Genomic DNA, 16784 nt, shown 5'->3' on the forward strand with positions numbered 1-16784 from the left:
ATGAAAAATGTTAGGCGTTTTACGAAGAAGTACCGAGCAGCTTGGGCAATGCGATGAGCAGCTTTTGCCGGGTCATGGCATCGTTCCAGTTCCAGCGGTCAGCTTCTACGAAATACACCCGGCCTTGACGCACAGCGGGCAGGTTGTGCCAGAGAGCGCTGTTCAGCATGCGTTCCAGCGTACGTTTGGAGTCCGGTGCAGTGGGAATGAGCATGAAAATACGGTCCCCAGCGTAGTCGGGAAGCTGGTGTGGCTCGATTTCTGCAAAGCCATGCCCTTCGTCGAGTACCTTTTGGATTGGCTCAACAGGCTGAAAGCCCTGCGGGTGGTAAAGAGCCGCCGAGAAGCCGGACATCCCCATCACAAATAGACGATTACCATGATCGAAGATGAAGACGGAGGCCGTTTCTCCGGCTGTAATCTCTGTGCCAAGCTGTTGCCACATGCTCAGATTGCGGTCGGCGAAGGCAGACAGCCATTGTTCGGCTTCGCACTCCTTGCCAAGCCAGGAGCCGAGCGTCCGCAGACGTTCCTCCAGCGTGGCAAAGGAGTTGAAGGTAACGGTGGGCGCAATGCTGGCAATGCGCTCATATTCCTGTTCATCCGAATTGGCGATGATAATCAGATCGGGATCGAGAGCACTGGTCAAGCGAGTATCGAGTGGAAGACCGACATCGGCAACGTTCGCTAGACGATGCTTATAGACGCTGTATTCACTGAACCGTAAACTTCCACCGATGGCTTTGGCCCCCAGTGCGAACAGGTCGCCCATCGTTTCTCCATGATAAATAATACGGCAGGGGCGGCGCGGAATATAGATTTGGTGACCCGTCCAATCCTTGACGCGGACAGAACAGGGAACGGTAAGCGCGTATTGTCTCGGGGGAATCCCGGTCATTTGCCGAAAGCGGCGGTTAAAATAATATTCGTCAGAGAAACCAACCTGACGGGCAATTTCACGTAAAGGCCGTTTGCATTCCAGCAGCAGCCGCTTGGCATGATTCAAGCGTAGCTCAGTGAGGTAATGCAGCGGCTTTTTGCCTGTCCTTTTGCGAAACATTTGCGAGTATTGCCAAATGGAAACGTTCGCTTGTTCGGCAAGCTGCTTGACGGTAATCGGCTTTTCGTAGTGTTTCTCCATGTAGGTAATGGTGGCCTCAACTGATGCTGGCAAAGCCGGGCAAGAATTATCTTTATGCTCCACATTGACATGCGATTCCTGCCACAATAGCAGTAGCTCCTGAAAGATAATTTGCTGCCGTAATCCAGAAAGGCCATTATGCAGGTGTATCGGCTGATGGGCGCTATGGAATAGCTCATCGGTCAACCGAATGGACTTGGAAGAGGAGGTAACGATATGCTCACGTGACCCCGGCAGTAGAGGACCTCTATATATGGAAGGAGAGCTATTTGTATTTTCAACCAGAGCTGTGTCTGATCCTGATTCCGATGACATGACGATGACCTCGAACATGAGCTTGTAGTATTCGGGTACAGTTCCATTCAGGGGAGCGATCCGATAGGAATCACCGGGAGTCAGCCAATACCCGTGACCCGCATGGAATAGAAACTGTTCCGGTCCAATGTCCACCATACCTGTGCCATCGATGAACATAAGCAGGCAGTGATATGGAACCGCATGTGAATAAGATGTAAATGCAGATGCTGAAGGGCTGGAGGACTGCACTTCACCAGGCTTCCGAACCCACTCAATCCCCTTAAAGTGAAAAAGCAACGAGCTGGGTGAGGGAGGACAGACGAGCGATTGAGGCTGCATGACTGTGTAACACTCCTTTTATTGAGAATCGTTATCATATATACATAAGTATACCTCCTTTTGGGTGAACAAAAAAGAAGCACATCAACAAGTGTCGATATGCTTCCCCATTCTTATTTGATCAGCTTGGGTAATTCCTCCAGCAACCATTCCCGAGTGGTGGCATCACTTTCGGTCTTGCCAATATCCTGAGCGTACACATGTCCCTGCTTTACGGCAGGAAGCTGGAGCCAGAGCTTGCTTTTCATCAACTGCTCAGTAGATTGCTTGGCTTCAGCAATTGGGGTATTGAGTATGAAAATCCGATCTCCGGCGTATTGTCCAATCACTTCAGGTGAAATTTGCACAAATCCTTGGTCTTCATCCAGCACTTTCTGGACAGGGGCCGTAGGCTTGAGGCCATTCTTTTCGTACAATATCTGTGACAGTCCTGTCTTTCCCATCACGAACAAGCGATCACCGGGATAGTAAGTGAAGACCGTAGCTGTTTCTCCCGGCTTGACGCCGTTGGCATGCAGCTTGCTCCACATCTCGGTTTCCTTGATTTTGTACTGTGCAAGCCAATCCTCGGCAGCTTTTTTCTTGTTTACGATTTCTCCGAGGTGCAGCAATCGCTCGTTCAGCGGAGCGAAGGTGTCGAATACAATCGTAGGCGCGATTTTGCTCAGAGCTACATACTGCTTTTCGTCTGTATTGCCTGTAATGATCAGGTCAGGCTTTAGCGTCAATGCTTTTTCCAAATTAATCGGAAATCCCAGATCGGCTACATTCTGAACCTGCTTCTCATACACCTTGCCCTCAATCATGGAAGTGGATGTGCCTACAGCCTGAATGCCCAAAACCAGCAGATCCCCATAGTTTTCTCCGAAATAGGCAATACGTTGGGGAGACGTGGGGATGTTTACCGTGTGTCCCCTATAGTCTGTGTAAGAGCGTGTTGCAGCCGCTTCTGAAGTCTTGGTAGATGCCGTCGTTCCTGCAGTGGGTGCTGTTGTGTTACTATTTGCAGCAGGTTTCTCCGAGGTGCCGCATCCCAACAGCAATGCTCCGATAAGAGAGAATAGGCCGAGCATAGTCGTATATTGTCGAGTGGATTTCTTATTGATCATGGTAACCTCCGTATGATTGATGGATTCAGGGTTGTGTAAATGAGAATTATTATCACAGAAGCAATGATAAGCGATGCACCTTCAATACTCAATGGACAAACTTGGTCACGGAATTCGATTTTGTACAAAATGAAGATGCATGAATAGAGCTGACACGTATCGCACCTTGTATTACAATTTGTCTCACGCAAAAAAGAGGCCGCTTATAGTAGTTAAAACTACTTTTGAGCCAGCCCTATGTGCTTTTGTCTAATTTAGTTATTTAATAAAGAGGAAATAGGTACATTACTGTAGAACGAGCTATATACTATTGTGATTTCAGATGCAGAAGCAAAGGTTAAATATCTTATTGATCCTAATATAAGCTTTATTCAAGAAATCCAGGGGCGACGGTGATGGGAAGCACCATCCGACTGCGCAGTGGCTCCAAATGTAACTATTTACTTTCAGTGCAGCTTATATAAAGATTTTTTGGAATGCACTCAATTTAACTTTGTACAAAACACAAACACACGGATAAGCCGGCTGTCCCGGTTCTATCCGTGTGTTTTGTTCTGTCGCAACGTCCTGTCTGATCGCTCTACTTCTACTCCCGATCCGCAATAATCAACTGAATATCGTGCTCCCGCACATATTCCTGATACGTGTTATCTGGCATCGTGTCTGTGACGAGATAATGAATCTGATCCAGACTGCAATAGGTCATGAGCGCGTATTTGTCGAACTTATAGTGGTCCACCAGCAAGAAAACCTCCGAGCTTTTTTCGACCACTACCTGCTTGATCTCGCTCTCCAGGGGAGAGGAATTGGTGACCCCATTGGCAATGGAAATGCCGGTAGAAGCCATGAACGCTTTATTAATGTTATAGGATTTTAAGAGTTCAATATTTTTGAAACTGGCAAAAGATTTGGTTTTCCGCTCCAGCATACCGCCTGTCGAAATAACATTCAAACCCGGAAACGGGAAAGAGTCGATCATAAAATCAAAATTGTTAGTGATAATCGTCAGTTGCTTGTTTTTGAGAAATTCGATCATTTCCAGCGTCGTGGTTCCCGAATCTATGAAAATAATATCCCCGTCTTCCACATAGCTTGCCGCCGCTTTGGCGATGAGTGTCTTCTCCTGCTGGTGCCGTGTGATTCGGTCGTTAAAAGGCTCCAGTGTCGTATGATTAACCGCCACACCTCCATATACCTTTTTAAGCTCTCCACGTTCCACGAGTTCCTGAACATCGCGACGAATCGTATTTTTGGAAACATCAAATACATTAACTAATTCATCTAATGAAGCTGTCTGGTGCTCAAAAACATATTCCTGAATTTGTTTAATGCGTTTCGTCTTTAACATGTAAATCCACCTTTTAATTTGGTTAAATGAGAGCGATTATTGCAATTGAACAGCGGTAAAAGGTTCTCTTACATTCATTATAACAACATTTAACCAAAACTTAATCATTTTTTTGTGTTTTATGTTTATTTCGATATATATTCGTAATTTGGATAGATAAATTTATAAAAAATTCAAATTACGTATTGACTGAAAGCGCTTCAAATATTATGATGTTATCAGATTATGACCAAAACATAACAAAAAGATAACAAACAAACGATGAAAAGAGGGATGAACACCATGGTTTAGCACCCCTGTGAATGAATTTTGTCCCAATGTAACCAAGAGCTTACTTCAGCATCAACCAAATAGCCGCAAGGAGGAACAATGTATGTCTGAAGCACGGAAACTGAAAAACTACATTAACGGAGAATGGGTAGAGAGCAAAACAACACGTTATGAGGAAGTATACAATCCAGCTACGAAAGAGGTTGTAGCGCTGGTGCCGATTTCGACGCAGGAGGATACAGATTACGCGGCAGAGGTTGCCGCCCGTACCTTTGAACAGTGGAAGAAGGTCCCTGTCCCGCGCCGAGCCCGCATTTTGTTCAATTACCAACAGTTGCTCATACAGCACAAAGAAGAGCTGGCCCGCCTGATCACCATTGAGAACGGTAAAAATTTGTCCGAAGCGTTGGGTGAGGTTGGACGTGGGATCGAAAATGTGGAGTTTGCCGCTGGAGCGCCTACCTTGATGATGGGTGACTCGTTGGCGACAATTGCAACGGATGTGGAAGTGGCGAACTATCGGTATCCGATAGGAGTGGTTGGCGGCATTGCCCCTTTTAACTTCCCAATGATGGTACCGTGCTGGATGTTCCCGATGGCGATTGCGCTGGGAAATACGTTTATTTTGAAGCCTTCCGAGAGAACGCCGCTGTTAACTGAAAAGCTGGTGGAGCTGTTTACGGAAGCGGGACTGCCAAAAGGTGTATTTAACGTGGTGTACGGCGCTCATGATGTGGTCAACGGTATTTTGGATCATCCGCAGATCAAGGCGATTTCCTTTGTCGGCTCCAAGCCGGTAGGGGAATACATCTACAAGCGTGGTAGTGAAAATCTCAAACGTGTTCAGGCTCTTACGGGAGCGAAAAACCATACCATTGTGCTGAATGATGCGGATCTGGACGATACGGTGACGAACATTATAGCTTCGGCTTTTGGTTCAGCAGGTGAGCGCTGTATGGCATGCGCCGTGGTTACTGTGGAGGAAGGAATTGCGGACGCACTTCTAGCCAAGCTGACAGAAAAAGCAGGGAGCCTGAAAATCGGCAATGGGCTGGATGATGGGGTGTTCCTCGGTCCGGTCATTCGGGAAGAAAATCAGCAACGAACCATTCGCTACATTGAAAAAGGCATTGAAGAAGGAGCCACTTTATTGTGTGATGGGCGTGAACGTGTGTCGGACGAAGGCTTTTTTATCGGGCCAACGATTTTTGATGGCGTAACTACGGACATGACGATCTGGAAGGAAGAAATTTTTGCTCCTGTGCTGTCCATTATCCGTGTGAAGCATCTCCAGGAAGCGGTAGACATTGCCAACCAATCTGAATTTGCAAATGGAGCATGTATTTTCACTACGAATGCGTCAGCGATTCGTTATTTCCGTGAAAATATCGACGCAGGCATGCTGGGCGTAAATCTGGGTGTACCCGCACCGATGGCTTTCTTCCCTTTCTCGGGATGGAAATCCTCATTCTTCGGAACACTACCTGCCAACGGTAAGGATGGGGTAGAATTTTATACCCGCAAAAAGGTTGTGACAGCGCGGTATCCCAAGCCTGTTTTTGAGTGAGGGGGGAGTAGAGAGATGAGCAAATTGCTGCGAAAACCAGGCACGAATAACGAAGCTCCAACAACTACACCAACTACGAAAACGGGGACCCTCGTCCATGATGTAACAGCGAGTAATTCGCCATTATCCTATATCGGTTTTAAAATCGTGGATTTGGCTCCGGGTGAAGTGTACGCCGAGGAACTGGGCAAAATGGAATGCTGTATTGTGGCGGTCACAGGCCGCATTCATGTTACCGCGCAGGGAGAAACTTATGAGAATATAGGCACGCGAACGAGCGTGTTTGAGAAAATACCGACCGATAGTGTGTATGTATCCAATGATAGTGCTTTTCAGGTGGAGGCGGTCACGCCAGCCCGGATTGCGTTATGCTACTCTCCTTCGACCAAGCAGCTACCGACCCGGCTCATTCGGGCTGCAGATAATCAGGTGGAGCATCGGGGGCAGTATCATAATCAACGCACGGTGCATAACATTTTACCGGATTCCGATCCGGGTGTGAACAGTCTGTTAGTGGTTGAAGTGTTCACGGATAGCGGAAACTGGTCCAGCTATCCTCCGCATAAGCATGACCGGGATCGTCTGCCAGATGAATCATTGCTGGAAGAAACCTATTATCATGAAATCAACCCGCCGCAGGGCTTTGTGTTTCAGCGTGTCTATACCGATGACCGTTTGCTGGATGAGACGATGACCGTGGAGAACGGCGATGTGGTCATTGTACCGAAGGGATATCATCCGGTGGGTGTGCCGGACGGTTATACGTCCTATTATTTGAATGTCATGGCTGGACCGACACGTATTTGGAAGTTTCATAATGATCCTGCGCATGAATGGATATTGAAGCGTTAACCGGAGAGGAGAGAAACAGCCCGTGAAATATGAATTCAACAGTCCCACCGAGAGAGAATATGATCTGATTGCCATCGGTCGAGCTTGTATTGATCTGAACGCAACGGAATATAACCGCCCGATGGAAGAGACGATGACGTTTACCAAATATGTAGGGGGTTCCCCGGCGAATATCGCGATTGGGGGTTCCAGGTTGGGCTTGAAGGCCGGATTTATTGGCAAAATTGCTGACGACCAGCATGGACGTTTTATTGAAAAATACATGCGCAACACAGGCATTGATACCTCCAATATCGTGGTGGATCAGGAAGGGCACAAGACCGGGCTGGCTTTTACCGAAATTAAAAGTCCGGATGAATGCAGTATTCTGATGTACCGTCAGGATGTGGCGGACTTGTACCTGGCCCCGTCCGAGGTGGATGAGGAATATATCCGCAAAGCCAAGCTGTTGCTCGTGTCAGGGACAGCTTTGTCCAAAAGTCCCTCCCGCGAGGCGGTGCTGAAAGCGGTAAGTCTGGCACGGAAAAATGACGTTAAAGTGGTGTTTGAGCTGGATTACCGTCCGTATTCGTGGGCCACACCGGAGGAAACGGCAGTGTACTACGCACTGGTTGCCGAGCAGTCAGATGTAGTTATAGGCACTCGTGACGAATATGATGCTTTGGAAAATCAAACGGCTGACGATGAGCAGGGAGAGCAAGCCAATGAGCAGACGATTCGCTATCTGTTTCAGCATTCACCGGAGTTAATCGTGATCAAGCATGGGGTCAAAGGCTCCTACGCTTATACCAACACAGGAGAAACGTTCAGCGGCCGAGCCTATAAGACGAAGGTTTTAAAAACATTTGGTGCAGGCGATTCCTATGCCTCCGCGTTCCTGTATGCACTCTTGCGGGGCAAGGATATTGAAACGGCTCTTAGATTCGGCAGCGCCTCGGCTTCTATTGTGGTGAGCAAGCACAGTTCTTCCGATGCCATGCCGACAGCCACAGAGATCGAGCAACTGATCGCGGAGAATGAAGCCAAACAGTACAGATAGGAGGAGAGCAGACGATGCGAACAATTCGTTTGACGACCGCACAAGCGTTAATACGCTTTTTGAATCAGCAATACGTGCATATCGATGGCCGAGAGTTTCCATTTGTAGAAGGTATATTTAACATTTTTGGACACGGAAACGTACTGGGCATCGGACAGGCGCTGGAGCAGGAATCAGGTCACTTGAAGATTATTCAGGGGAAAAATGAGCAGGGCATGGCCCACGCAGCTATTGCATACAGCAAACAGCTACTGCGGCAAAAAATATACGCAGTCACGACATCCGTCGGACCGGGCGCAGCTAATTTGGTGGCTGCCGCAGGTACAGCGCTGGCGAATAACATCCCTGTGCTGCTGCTGCCGGGGGATACCTTTGCTACACGCCAGCCTGATCCGGTGCTACAGCAGGTGGAGCAGGAGCACAGCGCAGCCATCACGACCAATGACGCGCTGCGGCCCGTGTCCCGCTATTGGGATCGCATCACCCGCCCCGAGCAGCTTATGTCCAGCCTGATTCGGGCGTTCGAAACGATGACGAATCCGGCCACGGCAGGACCAGCAACGATCTGTATTTCTCAGGATGTGGAGGGCGAAGCATTCGATTACGAAGAATCGTTTTTTAGTAAGCGCATTCATTATATCGACCGCAAGCTGCCGTCCGAACGGGAATTACAGGGTGCGGCAGATATTTTAAAGGCGAGCCGCAAGCCCGTGATTCTGGTCGGCGGCGGTGCTAAATACTCTGAGGCACGCGAAGCTTTGATCGCGCTGTCCGAGCAATACCAGATTCCGCTGGTCGAAACACAGGCCGGGAAATCGACGGTGGAAAGCACGTTTGCAAACAACCTGGGCGGCGTGGGTATCACCGGAACGGCAGCAGCAAATGCGGCGGTGCGACAGGCGGATCTGATCATCGGGATTGGCACAAGATACACCGATTTTGCCACATCCTCGAAAACGGCTTTTGAGTGGGATACGACCCGGTTCCTGAATATCAATGTCAGTCGTATGCAAGCGTACAAACTGGATGCATTTCAGGTTGTCGCAGATGCCAAAACAACGCTGGAACAGCTTGGCTCCCGGTTGGAAGGCTACACAAGCACGTGGGGAGACACCATTTCACGGTTGAAGAAGGATTGGTTAGCCGAACGTGACCGTCTAAGCCAAGTGACCTTTAGTCGAGAAGGCTTTACACCAGAGGTGAAAAACCAGTTTACACAGGAAGTGCTGAATGAATATGCGGACGCTCTCCAGACCGAATTGCCGCAAACGACGGCTTTGATCGCAGTTAACGATACGATTGCGCCAGACAGTATCATCATTAGCTCAGCCGGATCTTTGCCGGGGGATTTGCAGCGCGTATGGAATCCTGCCGTCCCGAACACCTATCATCTCGAATATGGTTACTCCTGCATGGGGTATGAGGTATCCGGCACGTTGGGACTGAAATTGGCGGAACCGGATAAGGAAGTATACTCCATCGTAGGTGATGGCAGCTTCCTGCTGCTGCATTCCGAACTGATTACTTCGATTCAATACAATCAGAAAATCAACATTGTGCTATTCGACAATTCGGGCTATGGCTGTATTAACAATTTGCAGATGGAGCATGGCAGCGGCAGCTACTATTGTGAATTCCGTACACATGACAATCAGATTCTCAATATAGATTATGCCAAAGTAGCCGAAGGCTATGGAGCGAAGACTTACCGTGCCAATACGGTAGAGGAATTAAAAGCAGCGCTCGAAGACGCGAAAAACCAGACGGTTTCCACACTCATTGAACTGAAGGTGCTGCCGAAGACAATGACGGATGGCTATGATAGCTGGTGGCATGTCGGTGTAGCCGAAGTATCTGATTCAGACAACGTACAACAGGCGTATGAGGCCAAAGAGAAAAAGCTGGAAAACGCCAAACAATACTAGGAAGGAAGGTCTGGCTCATGTCTATTTTGTGGGGGATTGCCCCGATTGGCTGGCGAAACGATGATATACCGGAAATCGGGGCAGACAACACGCTTCAGCATCTACTTAGTGACATTGTCGTTGCTGGATTTGACGGAACAGAGGTAGGCGGCTTTTTCCCTGAACCCCAAATCCTGAATAAAGAATTACAGCTACGCAATCTGAAAATTGCCGGACAGTGGTTCAGCAGCTACATCATTCGTGACGGTATCGAGGAAGCAGCGGCGGCTTTCCACAAGCATTGTGCTTATTTGCAGCAGGTGCATGCCAGTGTGGCAGTTGTTTCCGAGCAAACATACAGCATACAAGGCACAGGCCGATGCGTTTTTTCCGACAAGCCTTATTTTACAGATGAAGAATGGAGCCAGTTGTGCCAAGGGCTGAATGAGCTGGGCAGGATTGCAGAGCAATATCAGTTAAAGCTGGTATTTCATCATCATATGGGAACAGGTGTGCAGACGCTGGAAGAAGTAGATCGTCTCATGGCAAATACCGACCCGAAGTATGTACATTTGCTCTATGATACAGGCCATATTTATGTGTCAGATGGAGACTACCTGACGCTGCTGCATCGGCATATGGACCGCATTCAGCATGTGCATTTCAAGGATGCACGCAAGAAAGTGCTGGATAGCTGTAAAAAAGAGAAAAAATCTTTCCGTGATTCCTTCCTGATGGGCATGTTTACGGTCCCTGGCGATGGATGCATCGATTTCAGCAAAGTGTACGAAGTGCTCTTGAAGCATCAGTATAGCGGCTGGATTGTTGTCGAAGCGGAACAGGACCCGGCGGTTGCGCACCCTCTGGAGTACGCGCTGATCGCTCGCAAGTATATTAATGAAGCTTTACTTGCTCACACTTTAGGGAAGACAGAGGAGAGGTGAACGAATTGAGTAACGGGGCAGTTCAAAATACATTTTTGCGCAAGATCGTCATCATTTCTACCTTGGGTGGCCTGCTGTTCGGATATGACACTGGAGTTATTAACGGTGCGCTTCCTTACATGTCAGCCAAAGATCAGCTTAATCTTACAGCGCTTACACAAGGTTTAGTTGCCAGTGCGCTGCTGTTCGGCGCTGCGTTTGGTGCAGTGTTCGGCGGCAGATTATCCGATTACAACGGTCGCAGAAAAAATATACTGTACCTCGCTATCCTGTTCTTTATCTCCACGCTTGGCTGTACGCTCGCACCGAACATCACGGTGATGATTATATGCCGCTTTATGCTCGGGTTAGCTGTTGGTGGCGCATCCGTAACCGTGCCTTCATATCTGGCGGAAATGTCTCCCGCCGACAGGCGCGGCCGGATCGTCACCCAAAACGAATTAATGATCGTAAGTGGTCAGCTGCTTGCTTTTATTTTCAATGCTATTCTCGGTACAACGATGGGCGAGCATCCACATGTATGGCGTTATATGCTCATCATTGCAGCGCTACCCGCCTTATTCCTGTTCTTCGGTATGCTGCGTGTACCAGAAAGTCCACGCTGGCTTGTATCTAAGGCCAGAAATGATCAGGCTCTGGACGTATTGAAAACAATTCGTAATGAACAGCAGGCATCCAGCGAATTGGTAGAAATCAAAACCAATCTGGCAGAAGAGTCTGATATCCAAAAAGCAGGTTTTAAGGATTTGGCGGTTCCCTGGGTACGTCGTATTTTGCTTATCGGTATTGGTATCGCGGTGGTTCAGCAGATTACAGGCGTGAACTCCATCATGTATTACGGCACCGAAATATTAAAAAATGCGGGGTTTGCAACCCAGGCCGCTCTGATAGGCAACATTGCTAACGGTGCGATTTCCGTACTGGCGACCTTTGTAGGGATATGGCTACTTGGCAAAGTGGGCCGTCGTCCAATGCTCATGACGGGGCTGATCGGGACCACCTCGGCGCTGCTGCTCATTTCCATTTTCTCCAGCACGTTAGCAGGATCACCTGCCCTGCCTTATGTAGTATTGGCATTGACCGTCACGTTCCTTGCTTTCCAACAGGGAGCCATTTCTCCGGTTACCTGGCTGATGCTGTCGGAAATATTCCCGCTTCGTTTGCGTGGCTTTGGTATGGGACTAACCGTTTTCTTCCTTTGGATTGTGAACTTTATTATTGGCTTGTTGTTCCCGGTTTTGCTCGGGGGCTTGGGATTGTCCACAACATTTTACATTTTCGTCGTACTTGGCATTCTCGCAATCCTGTTCGTCAAAAAATTCCTGCCAGAAACGAAAGGGCTTACATTGGAGCAAGTCGAGCATAATTTCCGTAATCACGGCAAACAGCCCGTTGCTGGCAAGCATCTTGAAGAGATCGTGCAAATGAAATAATCGTACAGATGAATTAGAGGAGGAGCAACAACATGACATTAAATATTGGAGTTATTGGAACGGGAGCCATCGGACGCGAGCATATCAGACGAATTACCAACAACCTGTCCGGCGGTAAAATTGTAGCAGTCACAGACGTGAACCCGGAAGCTGCCAAAAGTGCGGTTGAGCAATTCAAGCTGGATGCCGTCGTGTACCCGGATGATAAATCACTGGTTGCTGCATCCGATGTAGATGCGATCATTATTACGAGCTGGGGACCTGCACATGAGGCGAGCGTGCTGGCGGGGATTGCGGCAGGAAAATACGTTTTTTGTGAAAAGCCCCTGGCTACGACAGCCGAAGGCTGCAAAAGCATCGTGGAAGCAGAGATCAAGCATGGCAAGCGACTGGTTCAAGTGGGCTTTATGCGCCGATATGACCGGGGCTACGAGCAATTGAAGCAAGCGATTGACAATCGTTTTATCGGAGAGCCGCTCATGATCCGCGCCGCACACCGGAATCCGGAAGTAGACGATAACTACACGACTGACATGGCGATTACCGATACGCTGATTCACGAAATAGATGTGCTGCACTGGCTCGTCGATGATGATTATACCTCCGTACAGGTCGTATATCCTAAGAAAACGCGCCATGCATCAAGCCATTTGAAGGACCCTCAAATTATTATGCTGGAAACCAAAGGCGGGATCGCTATTCAAGCCGAGGTGTTCGTGAATTGCAAATACGGCTATGACATCCAATGCGAGATTATTGGTGAAGAGGGTGTAGCGAAGCTGCCAGAGGTGCCGGGCATTGTGTACCGCAAGGAAGCTCAACTGGGCGTGGATTTGCTGATGGATTGGAAGCAACGCTTTATAGATGCCTATGACCGGGAGTTGCAGGATTTCATTGATTCGATCAAGGCAACAGGCGAACCGAAAGGCCCAACCTCATGGGACGGCTACATTGCCGCAGTGACAGCCGATGCGTGTGTGAAGGCACAAGCAAGCGGAGTTAAGGAAGCGGTTACAATCGGAGATAAGCCAGCCTTCTACCAAAATGTCGTTCATCAATAATCACAACAAAAGACTTATAACAAAAATTTGTGAGGGACTTCATCCGACCCCGTAGCGCCTTAGATGCTCATATGCTTGTCTGGTACAGCTTTTGATGTAAGGCTAAAAAATCATCACAAAAAATGGAGGAATGAAATATGAAATTAGCGTTGGACCCAACCCTGTACAAAAATATCCCGTTGAAAGAAATGGTAGATAAAACGGCGCAATTGGGCTATGACTACATTGAATTGTCACCTCGTGAGGACTTCTGTCCATTTTACAAATATCCCAAGGTCGATAAGGCTCAGATTAAAAATCTGAAAAAGTGGCTAAACGACGCAGGAGTGAAAATTTCATCGTTGCTGCCGCTATATTATTGGGCCGGACCAGACGAAGATCGCCGCGAGGCTGCCGTGCGGAACTGGAAGCGTGCCATTGAAATCGCGGTGGAGCTGGATGTGGACCTGATGAACAGCGAATTTAACGGCTCCAAGTTTAACGCGGATATTTGCGAGGAAAAGTTTATCAAATCCATGGATGAGCTGCTTCCGGTTTTTGAGAGGGAAGGCGTGAAATTGAATCTGCAAGCGCATCCGTATGATTTTATCGAAACCAATCAGGGCGCAGTGGATATGATTCGGGCGCTCGACAAACCTTGGATTAACCTGGTGTATTCCACGGCGCATACCTTTTTCTATGATGATGGGATTGGCGATATTGCGCCCATGTTCGACTATGCAGGCGACCGCCTGACGCATGTACTGTTTGCAGATACATTTAACCACAAAGCTGCTGACGGCCTGCGTTATATCGTCAACCCTCCCGGCGTCGAAGCGACGGTCCATCAGCATTTGAACATTGGCGAGGGAGAAGTGGATTTTGACACCATCTTCCGTAAGTTAAAAGAGATGAAATTCGACGGAATTGCCACCAACTCCGTATTTGCCTGGATGGAAAAGGCAGATGAATCCAGCACCTTTATGCTGAACAAAATCAAAGATGGTTTGGGACTTGCGTCACCGACGAAATGATCAAGGCAATAACCGGAACTTGAAGATATTTTACGAAACGCCTTGGGCAGACCCGTTCGAACTGGGACTACGGTGTTTCCTCATAACAGGAGAGAGGTGCAGACGATGAAGCTATGTTTTAATCAGGCGACGACCCTGCAAAATTCCAATCTGGTGAAGGATTTGGAGCTTTGTGAACAGCACGGCTACGACTACATTGAAATTCGCACGATGGATAAATTACCGGAATACTTGCAGGATCATACGATTGACGATTTGGTAGCGTATTTCAACACTCATCATATTAAGCCGTTGGCGTTCAACGCGTTAGTCTTTTTCAACAATCGTGACGAAGCCGGATATCAGGAAATCATTCGTGAATTTAAAGAAATGCTCGTTACAGGCCAAAAACTGGGGATTCAATACATCGTAGCCGTTCCGCTGGTGACAGAAGAAAAAATACGCAAAGAGGATATTCGTCAAAGCGCTGTGTCTGTTTTGAAAGAGCTGTCGGATTTAGCTGAGCCTTACGGCATCCGTATAGCGGTCGAGTTTGTGGGGCATCCGCAATGTACAGTTAATACATTTGGTCAGGCTTACGATATTGTCGAGGCGGTGGATCGGGCTAATGTTGGGTTGGTGCTGGATTGTTTCCATTTCCATGCGATGGGTTCACGTTTGGAGGATTTGCAAAAGGCGGACGGCTCGAAAATATTTATTTTGCACATTGACGACACCGAGGATTTCCCAATTGGTTTTCTGACCGATGAGGACCGGGTATGGCCGGGACTTGGCGCCATTGATTTGGAGAGCATTTTGTCCACTTTAAAAGGAATTGGCTTCTCGGACGTTGTATCGGTGGAGCTGTTCCGGCCGGAATATTATGAGCTGGATGCCGAGGAAGCCATCCGGACGGCCAAAGAGACAACCATTCAGGCGGTGTCCGGCGTTTATGAGATTCGGCAGGAAGTCAGATAATCGGTCAGATGATCTGGAAATAGAGATACCCGGAAAGGAGGGCCACTATGCCGTTGCCATTCGTGTCCATGAAAGAGATGCTGCTCAAAGCCAAAGACGAGAAATATGCGGTGGGACAGTACAATTTAAACGGTTTACAATGGGCTAAAGCGATTTTACAGGCAGCCGAGGAAGAGCATGCCCCCGTCATTGTGGCTGCTTCCGACAGGCTGGTAGAATATTTGGGAGGCTATCGGACGATTGCAGTGATGGTCAGCGCCTTAATGGAGGAAATGTCGATTACCGTTCCGGTGGCGCTTCATTTGGATCATGGCAGGACGGTAGAGAACTGCAAGCGAGCGATTGATGCCGGGTTCAGCTCGGTGATGATTGACGGTTCTCATGATCCGATTGATGTCAATATAGCGATGACCCGACAAGTCGTAGATTATGCGCGTCCTTATAAGGTCTCTGTGGAAGCAGAGGTCGGTACGGTCGGAGGGATGGAAGACGGGCTGGTGGGCGGAATCCGGTACGCGGATGCACAGGAATGCTCACGCATGGTGCAGGAAACGGGAATTGACGCATTGGCGCCCGCCCTTGGCTCGGTTCACGGGCCGTATCAGGGAGAGCCCAAGCTGGGCTTTGCTGAAATGAAGCATATTTCGGAATTGACGGGCATCCCGCTTGTACTGCATGGTGGTTCCGGCATCCCTGAGCATCAGATTACCAAGGCGATTGAATTGGGCCACGCCAAAATCAACGTCAATACCGAATGCATTCAGGCTTGGGCTAAGGCCGTTCGTAACGTATTAACGAGTGATTCCCATGTCTATGATCCGAAAACAATTCTCACACCGGGTACGGCAGCGATTACTGCTGTGGTCAAAGGGAAGATGCAAGAGTTTGGCACGAGTCATAAGGCAGATGCGCGTTTTACCGTGTAATGCGATTAGAGAACACAGCCTTCAAAGTAATTTCAAAGCTGCTTCCTGTGCGGATTTTACCGTGTAGGGAACGGCTTTTTTTCGTGCGCAAAAAGTAGGCAAAATGTATCGATTTTTATTTTCCATAGTATACAATGTATTTTTATACATTATTAATGAAAGAGGTTTTGTAACGGGATTGCTTTTTACATATGTTTTACTGGGCTTTTCTATAGCACTGCCTGTGGGTACGATTACGGTTGAGATGACGAAACAAGGGCTAAAGAACGGGTTTATGCATGGATGGATTGTGGGCCTTGGAGGAATGAAAGTTAATTTTATTACTAAACGTTGTTCTCTTCATACAAAAATGGGTTGCTCGTAGCTATTTCACCTGGAAATCTGGTATTCTGATTCATGATTTAGGCTTAATGACTATCGTAGCAACTACTCGAAAAGCGATGAATCGAACGGCAATTAAGTGGGTCACGATCAGTGCCGGAGTTGTTTTAATCGGTTTTTCGATGTATTTTTGGTATGAATTTATCATTAGTGTTCAAAAGCTTTTGTAGCAATACAAATCGCCATCCAAGCTCTCAAGCTTG

At 48.1% G+C, this 16784-nt stretch carries 13 protein-coding genes and 1 pseudogene; 11 read left to right on the forward strand and 3 right to left on the reverse strand.

Annotation, left to right across the window (positions count from 1 at the left end):
• Nucleotides 1-19: 19 nt before the first annotated feature.
• From ABIA61_RS12050 to ABIA61_RS12060, 3 genes are all read right to left on the reverse strand, one after another.
• Nucleotides 20-1777, reverse strand: a complete 1758-nt coding sequence (locus ABIA61_RS12050) for an ABC transporter substrate-binding protein (protein ID WP_404580784.1) — start codon at nt 1775-1777, stop codon at nt 20-22.
• A 113-nt stretch (nt 1778-1890) separates the two neighbouring features.
• A complete protein-coding gene (locus ABIA61_RS12055; protein ID WP_404580785.1) occupies nt 1891-2886 on the reverse strand; it encodes an ABC transporter substrate-binding protein in 996 nt (331 codons plus the stop codon).
• Between the two features lie 586 nt (nt 2887-3472).
• On the reverse strand, nt 3473-4234 hold the full coding sequence (locus tag ABIA61_RS12060; protein WP_192510385.1) for a DeoR/GlpR family DNA-binding transcription regulator: 762 nt from the start codon (nt 4232-4234) through the stop codon (nt 3473-3475).
• A 373-nt stretch (nt 4235-4607) separates the two neighbouring features.
• On the opposite strand from ABIA61_RS12060, the gene iolA reads away from it, so the two are divergent.
• The 11 genes and pseudogenes from iolA to ABIA61_RS12115 all read left to right on the forward strand — a co-directional run bounded on the left by iolA (nt 4608) and on the right by ABIA61_RS12115 (nt 16751).
• A complete protein-coding gene (gene iolA, locus ABIA61_RS12065) occupies nt 4608-6071 on the forward strand; it encodes a methylmalonate-semialdehyde dehydrogenase (protein ID WP_283655051.1) in 1464 nt (487 codons plus the stop codon).
• Between the two features lie 15 nt (nt 6072-6086).
• Nucleotides 6087-6923, forward strand: coding sequence for a 5-deoxy-glucuronate isomerase (gene iolB, locus ABIA61_RS12070; RefSeq protein WP_404580786.1), 837 nt, complete (start codon nt 6087-6089; stop codon nt 6921-6923).
• 22 nt (nt 6924-6945) lie between these two features.
• Entirely contained in the window at nt 6946-7962 is a 1017-nt protein-coding gene (gene iolC / locus ABIA61_RS12075) for a 5-dehydro-2-deoxygluconokinase (protein WP_404580787.1), read from the forward strand.
• Nucleotides 7963-7976: 14 nt separating this feature from the next.
• Nucleotides 7977-9887 carry a 3D-(3,5/4)-trihydroxycyclohexane-1,2-dione acylhydrolase (decyclizing) gene (gene iolD, locus ABIA61_RS12080; protein ID WP_404580788.1) on the forward strand — a complete coding sequence of 637 codons (1911 nt, stop codon included), beginning with the start codon at nt 7977-7979 and terminating at the stop codon, nt 9885-9887.
• A 17-nt stretch (nt 9888-9904) separates the two neighbouring features.
• Nucleotides 9905-10810 (forward strand): myo-inosose-2 dehydratase, encoded by a 906-nt coding sequence (gene iolE / locus ABIA61_RS12085; protein ID WP_283655055.1) that lies wholly within the window; start codon nt 9905-9907, stop codon nt 10808-10810.
• 5 nt (nt 10811-10815) lie between these two features.
• Nucleotides 10816-12243 (forward strand): sugar porter family MFS transporter, encoded by a 1428-nt coding sequence (locus tag ABIA61_RS12090; RefSeq protein WP_283655056.1) that lies wholly within the window; start codon nt 10816-10818, stop codon nt 12241-12243.
• Nucleotides 12244-12275: 32 nt separating this feature from the next.
• Nucleotides 12276-13304 carry a bifunctional inositol 2-dehydrogenase/D-chiro-inositol 1-dehydrogenase gene (iolG, locus tag ABIA61_RS12095; protein ID WP_283655057.1) on the forward strand — a complete coding sequence of 343 codons (1029 nt, stop codon included), beginning with the start codon at nt 12276-12278 and terminating at the stop codon, nt 13302-13304.
• A 137-nt stretch (nt 13305-13441) separates the two neighbouring features.
• Nucleotides 13442-14317, forward strand: a complete 876-nt coding sequence (locus ABIA61_RS12100; protein ID WP_192510392.1) for a sugar phosphate isomerase/epimerase family protein — start codon at nt 13442-13444, stop codon at nt 14315-14317.
• A 105-nt stretch (nt 14318-14422) separates the two neighbouring features.
• Complete coding sequence (gene iolI, locus ABIA61_RS12105) at nt 14423-15274, forward strand: 2-keto-myo-inositol isomerase (RefSeq protein WP_283655058.1); 852 nt, start codon at nt 14423-14425, stop codon at nt 15272-15274.
• Between the two features lie 53 nt (nt 15275-15327).
• Nucleotides 15328-16200, forward strand: a complete 873-nt coding sequence (gene fba / locus ABIA61_RS12110; protein WP_349361956.1) for a class II fructose-1,6-bisphosphate aldolase — start codon at nt 15328-15330, stop codon at nt 16198-16200.
• A 244-nt stretch (nt 16201-16444) separates the two neighbouring features.
• A pseudogene (locus ABIA61_RS12115) lies at nt 16445-16751 on the forward strand (hypothetical protein).
• The last annotated feature ends 33 nt before the right edge of the window (nt 16752-16784 follow it).

This window comes from Paenibacillus sp. RC21, assembly GCF_044907935.1.
GTDB lineage: Bacteria > Bacillota > Bacilli > Paenibacillales > Paenibacillaceae > Paenibacillus > Paenibacillus terrae_A.

Coding starts and splice junctions, on each gene's coding strand:
- ABIA61_RS12050 (WP_404580784.1), bottom strand. CDS start 1,777: ATGCAGCCTCAATCGCTCGTCTGTCCTCCCTCACCCAGCTCGTTGCTT.
- ABIA61_RS12055 (WP_404580785.1), bottom strand. CDS start 2,886: ATGATCAATAAGAAATCCACTCGACAATATACGACTATGCTCGGCCTA.
- ABIA61_RS12060 (WP_192510385.1), bottom strand. CDS start 4,234: ATGTTAAAGACGAAACGCATTAAACAAATTCAGGAATATGTTTTTGAG.
- iolA (WP_283655051.1), top strand. CDS start 4,608: ATGTCTGAAGCACGGAAACTGAAAAACTACATTAACGGAGAATGGGTA.
- iolB (WP_404580786.1), top strand. CDS start 6,087: ATGAGCAAATTGCTGCGAAAACCAGGCACGAATAACGAAGCTCCAACA.
- iolD (WP_404580788.1), top strand. CDS start 7,977: ATGCGAACAATTCGTTTGACGACCGCACAAGCGTTAATACGCTTTTTG.
- iolE (WP_283655055.1), top strand. CDS start 9,905: ATGTCTATTTTGTGGGGGATTGCCCCGATTGGCTGGCGAAACGATGAT.
- iolG (WP_283655057.1), top strand. CDS start 12,276: ATGACATTAAATATTGGAGTTATTGGAACGGGAGCCATCGGACGCGAG.
- ABIA61_RS12100 (WP_192510392.1), top strand. CDS start 13,442: ATGAAATTAGCGTTGGACCCAACCCTGTACAAAAATATCCCGTTGAAA.
- iolI (WP_283655058.1), top strand. CDS start 14,423: ATGAAGCTATGTTTTAATCAGGCGACGACCCTGCAAAATTCCAATCTG.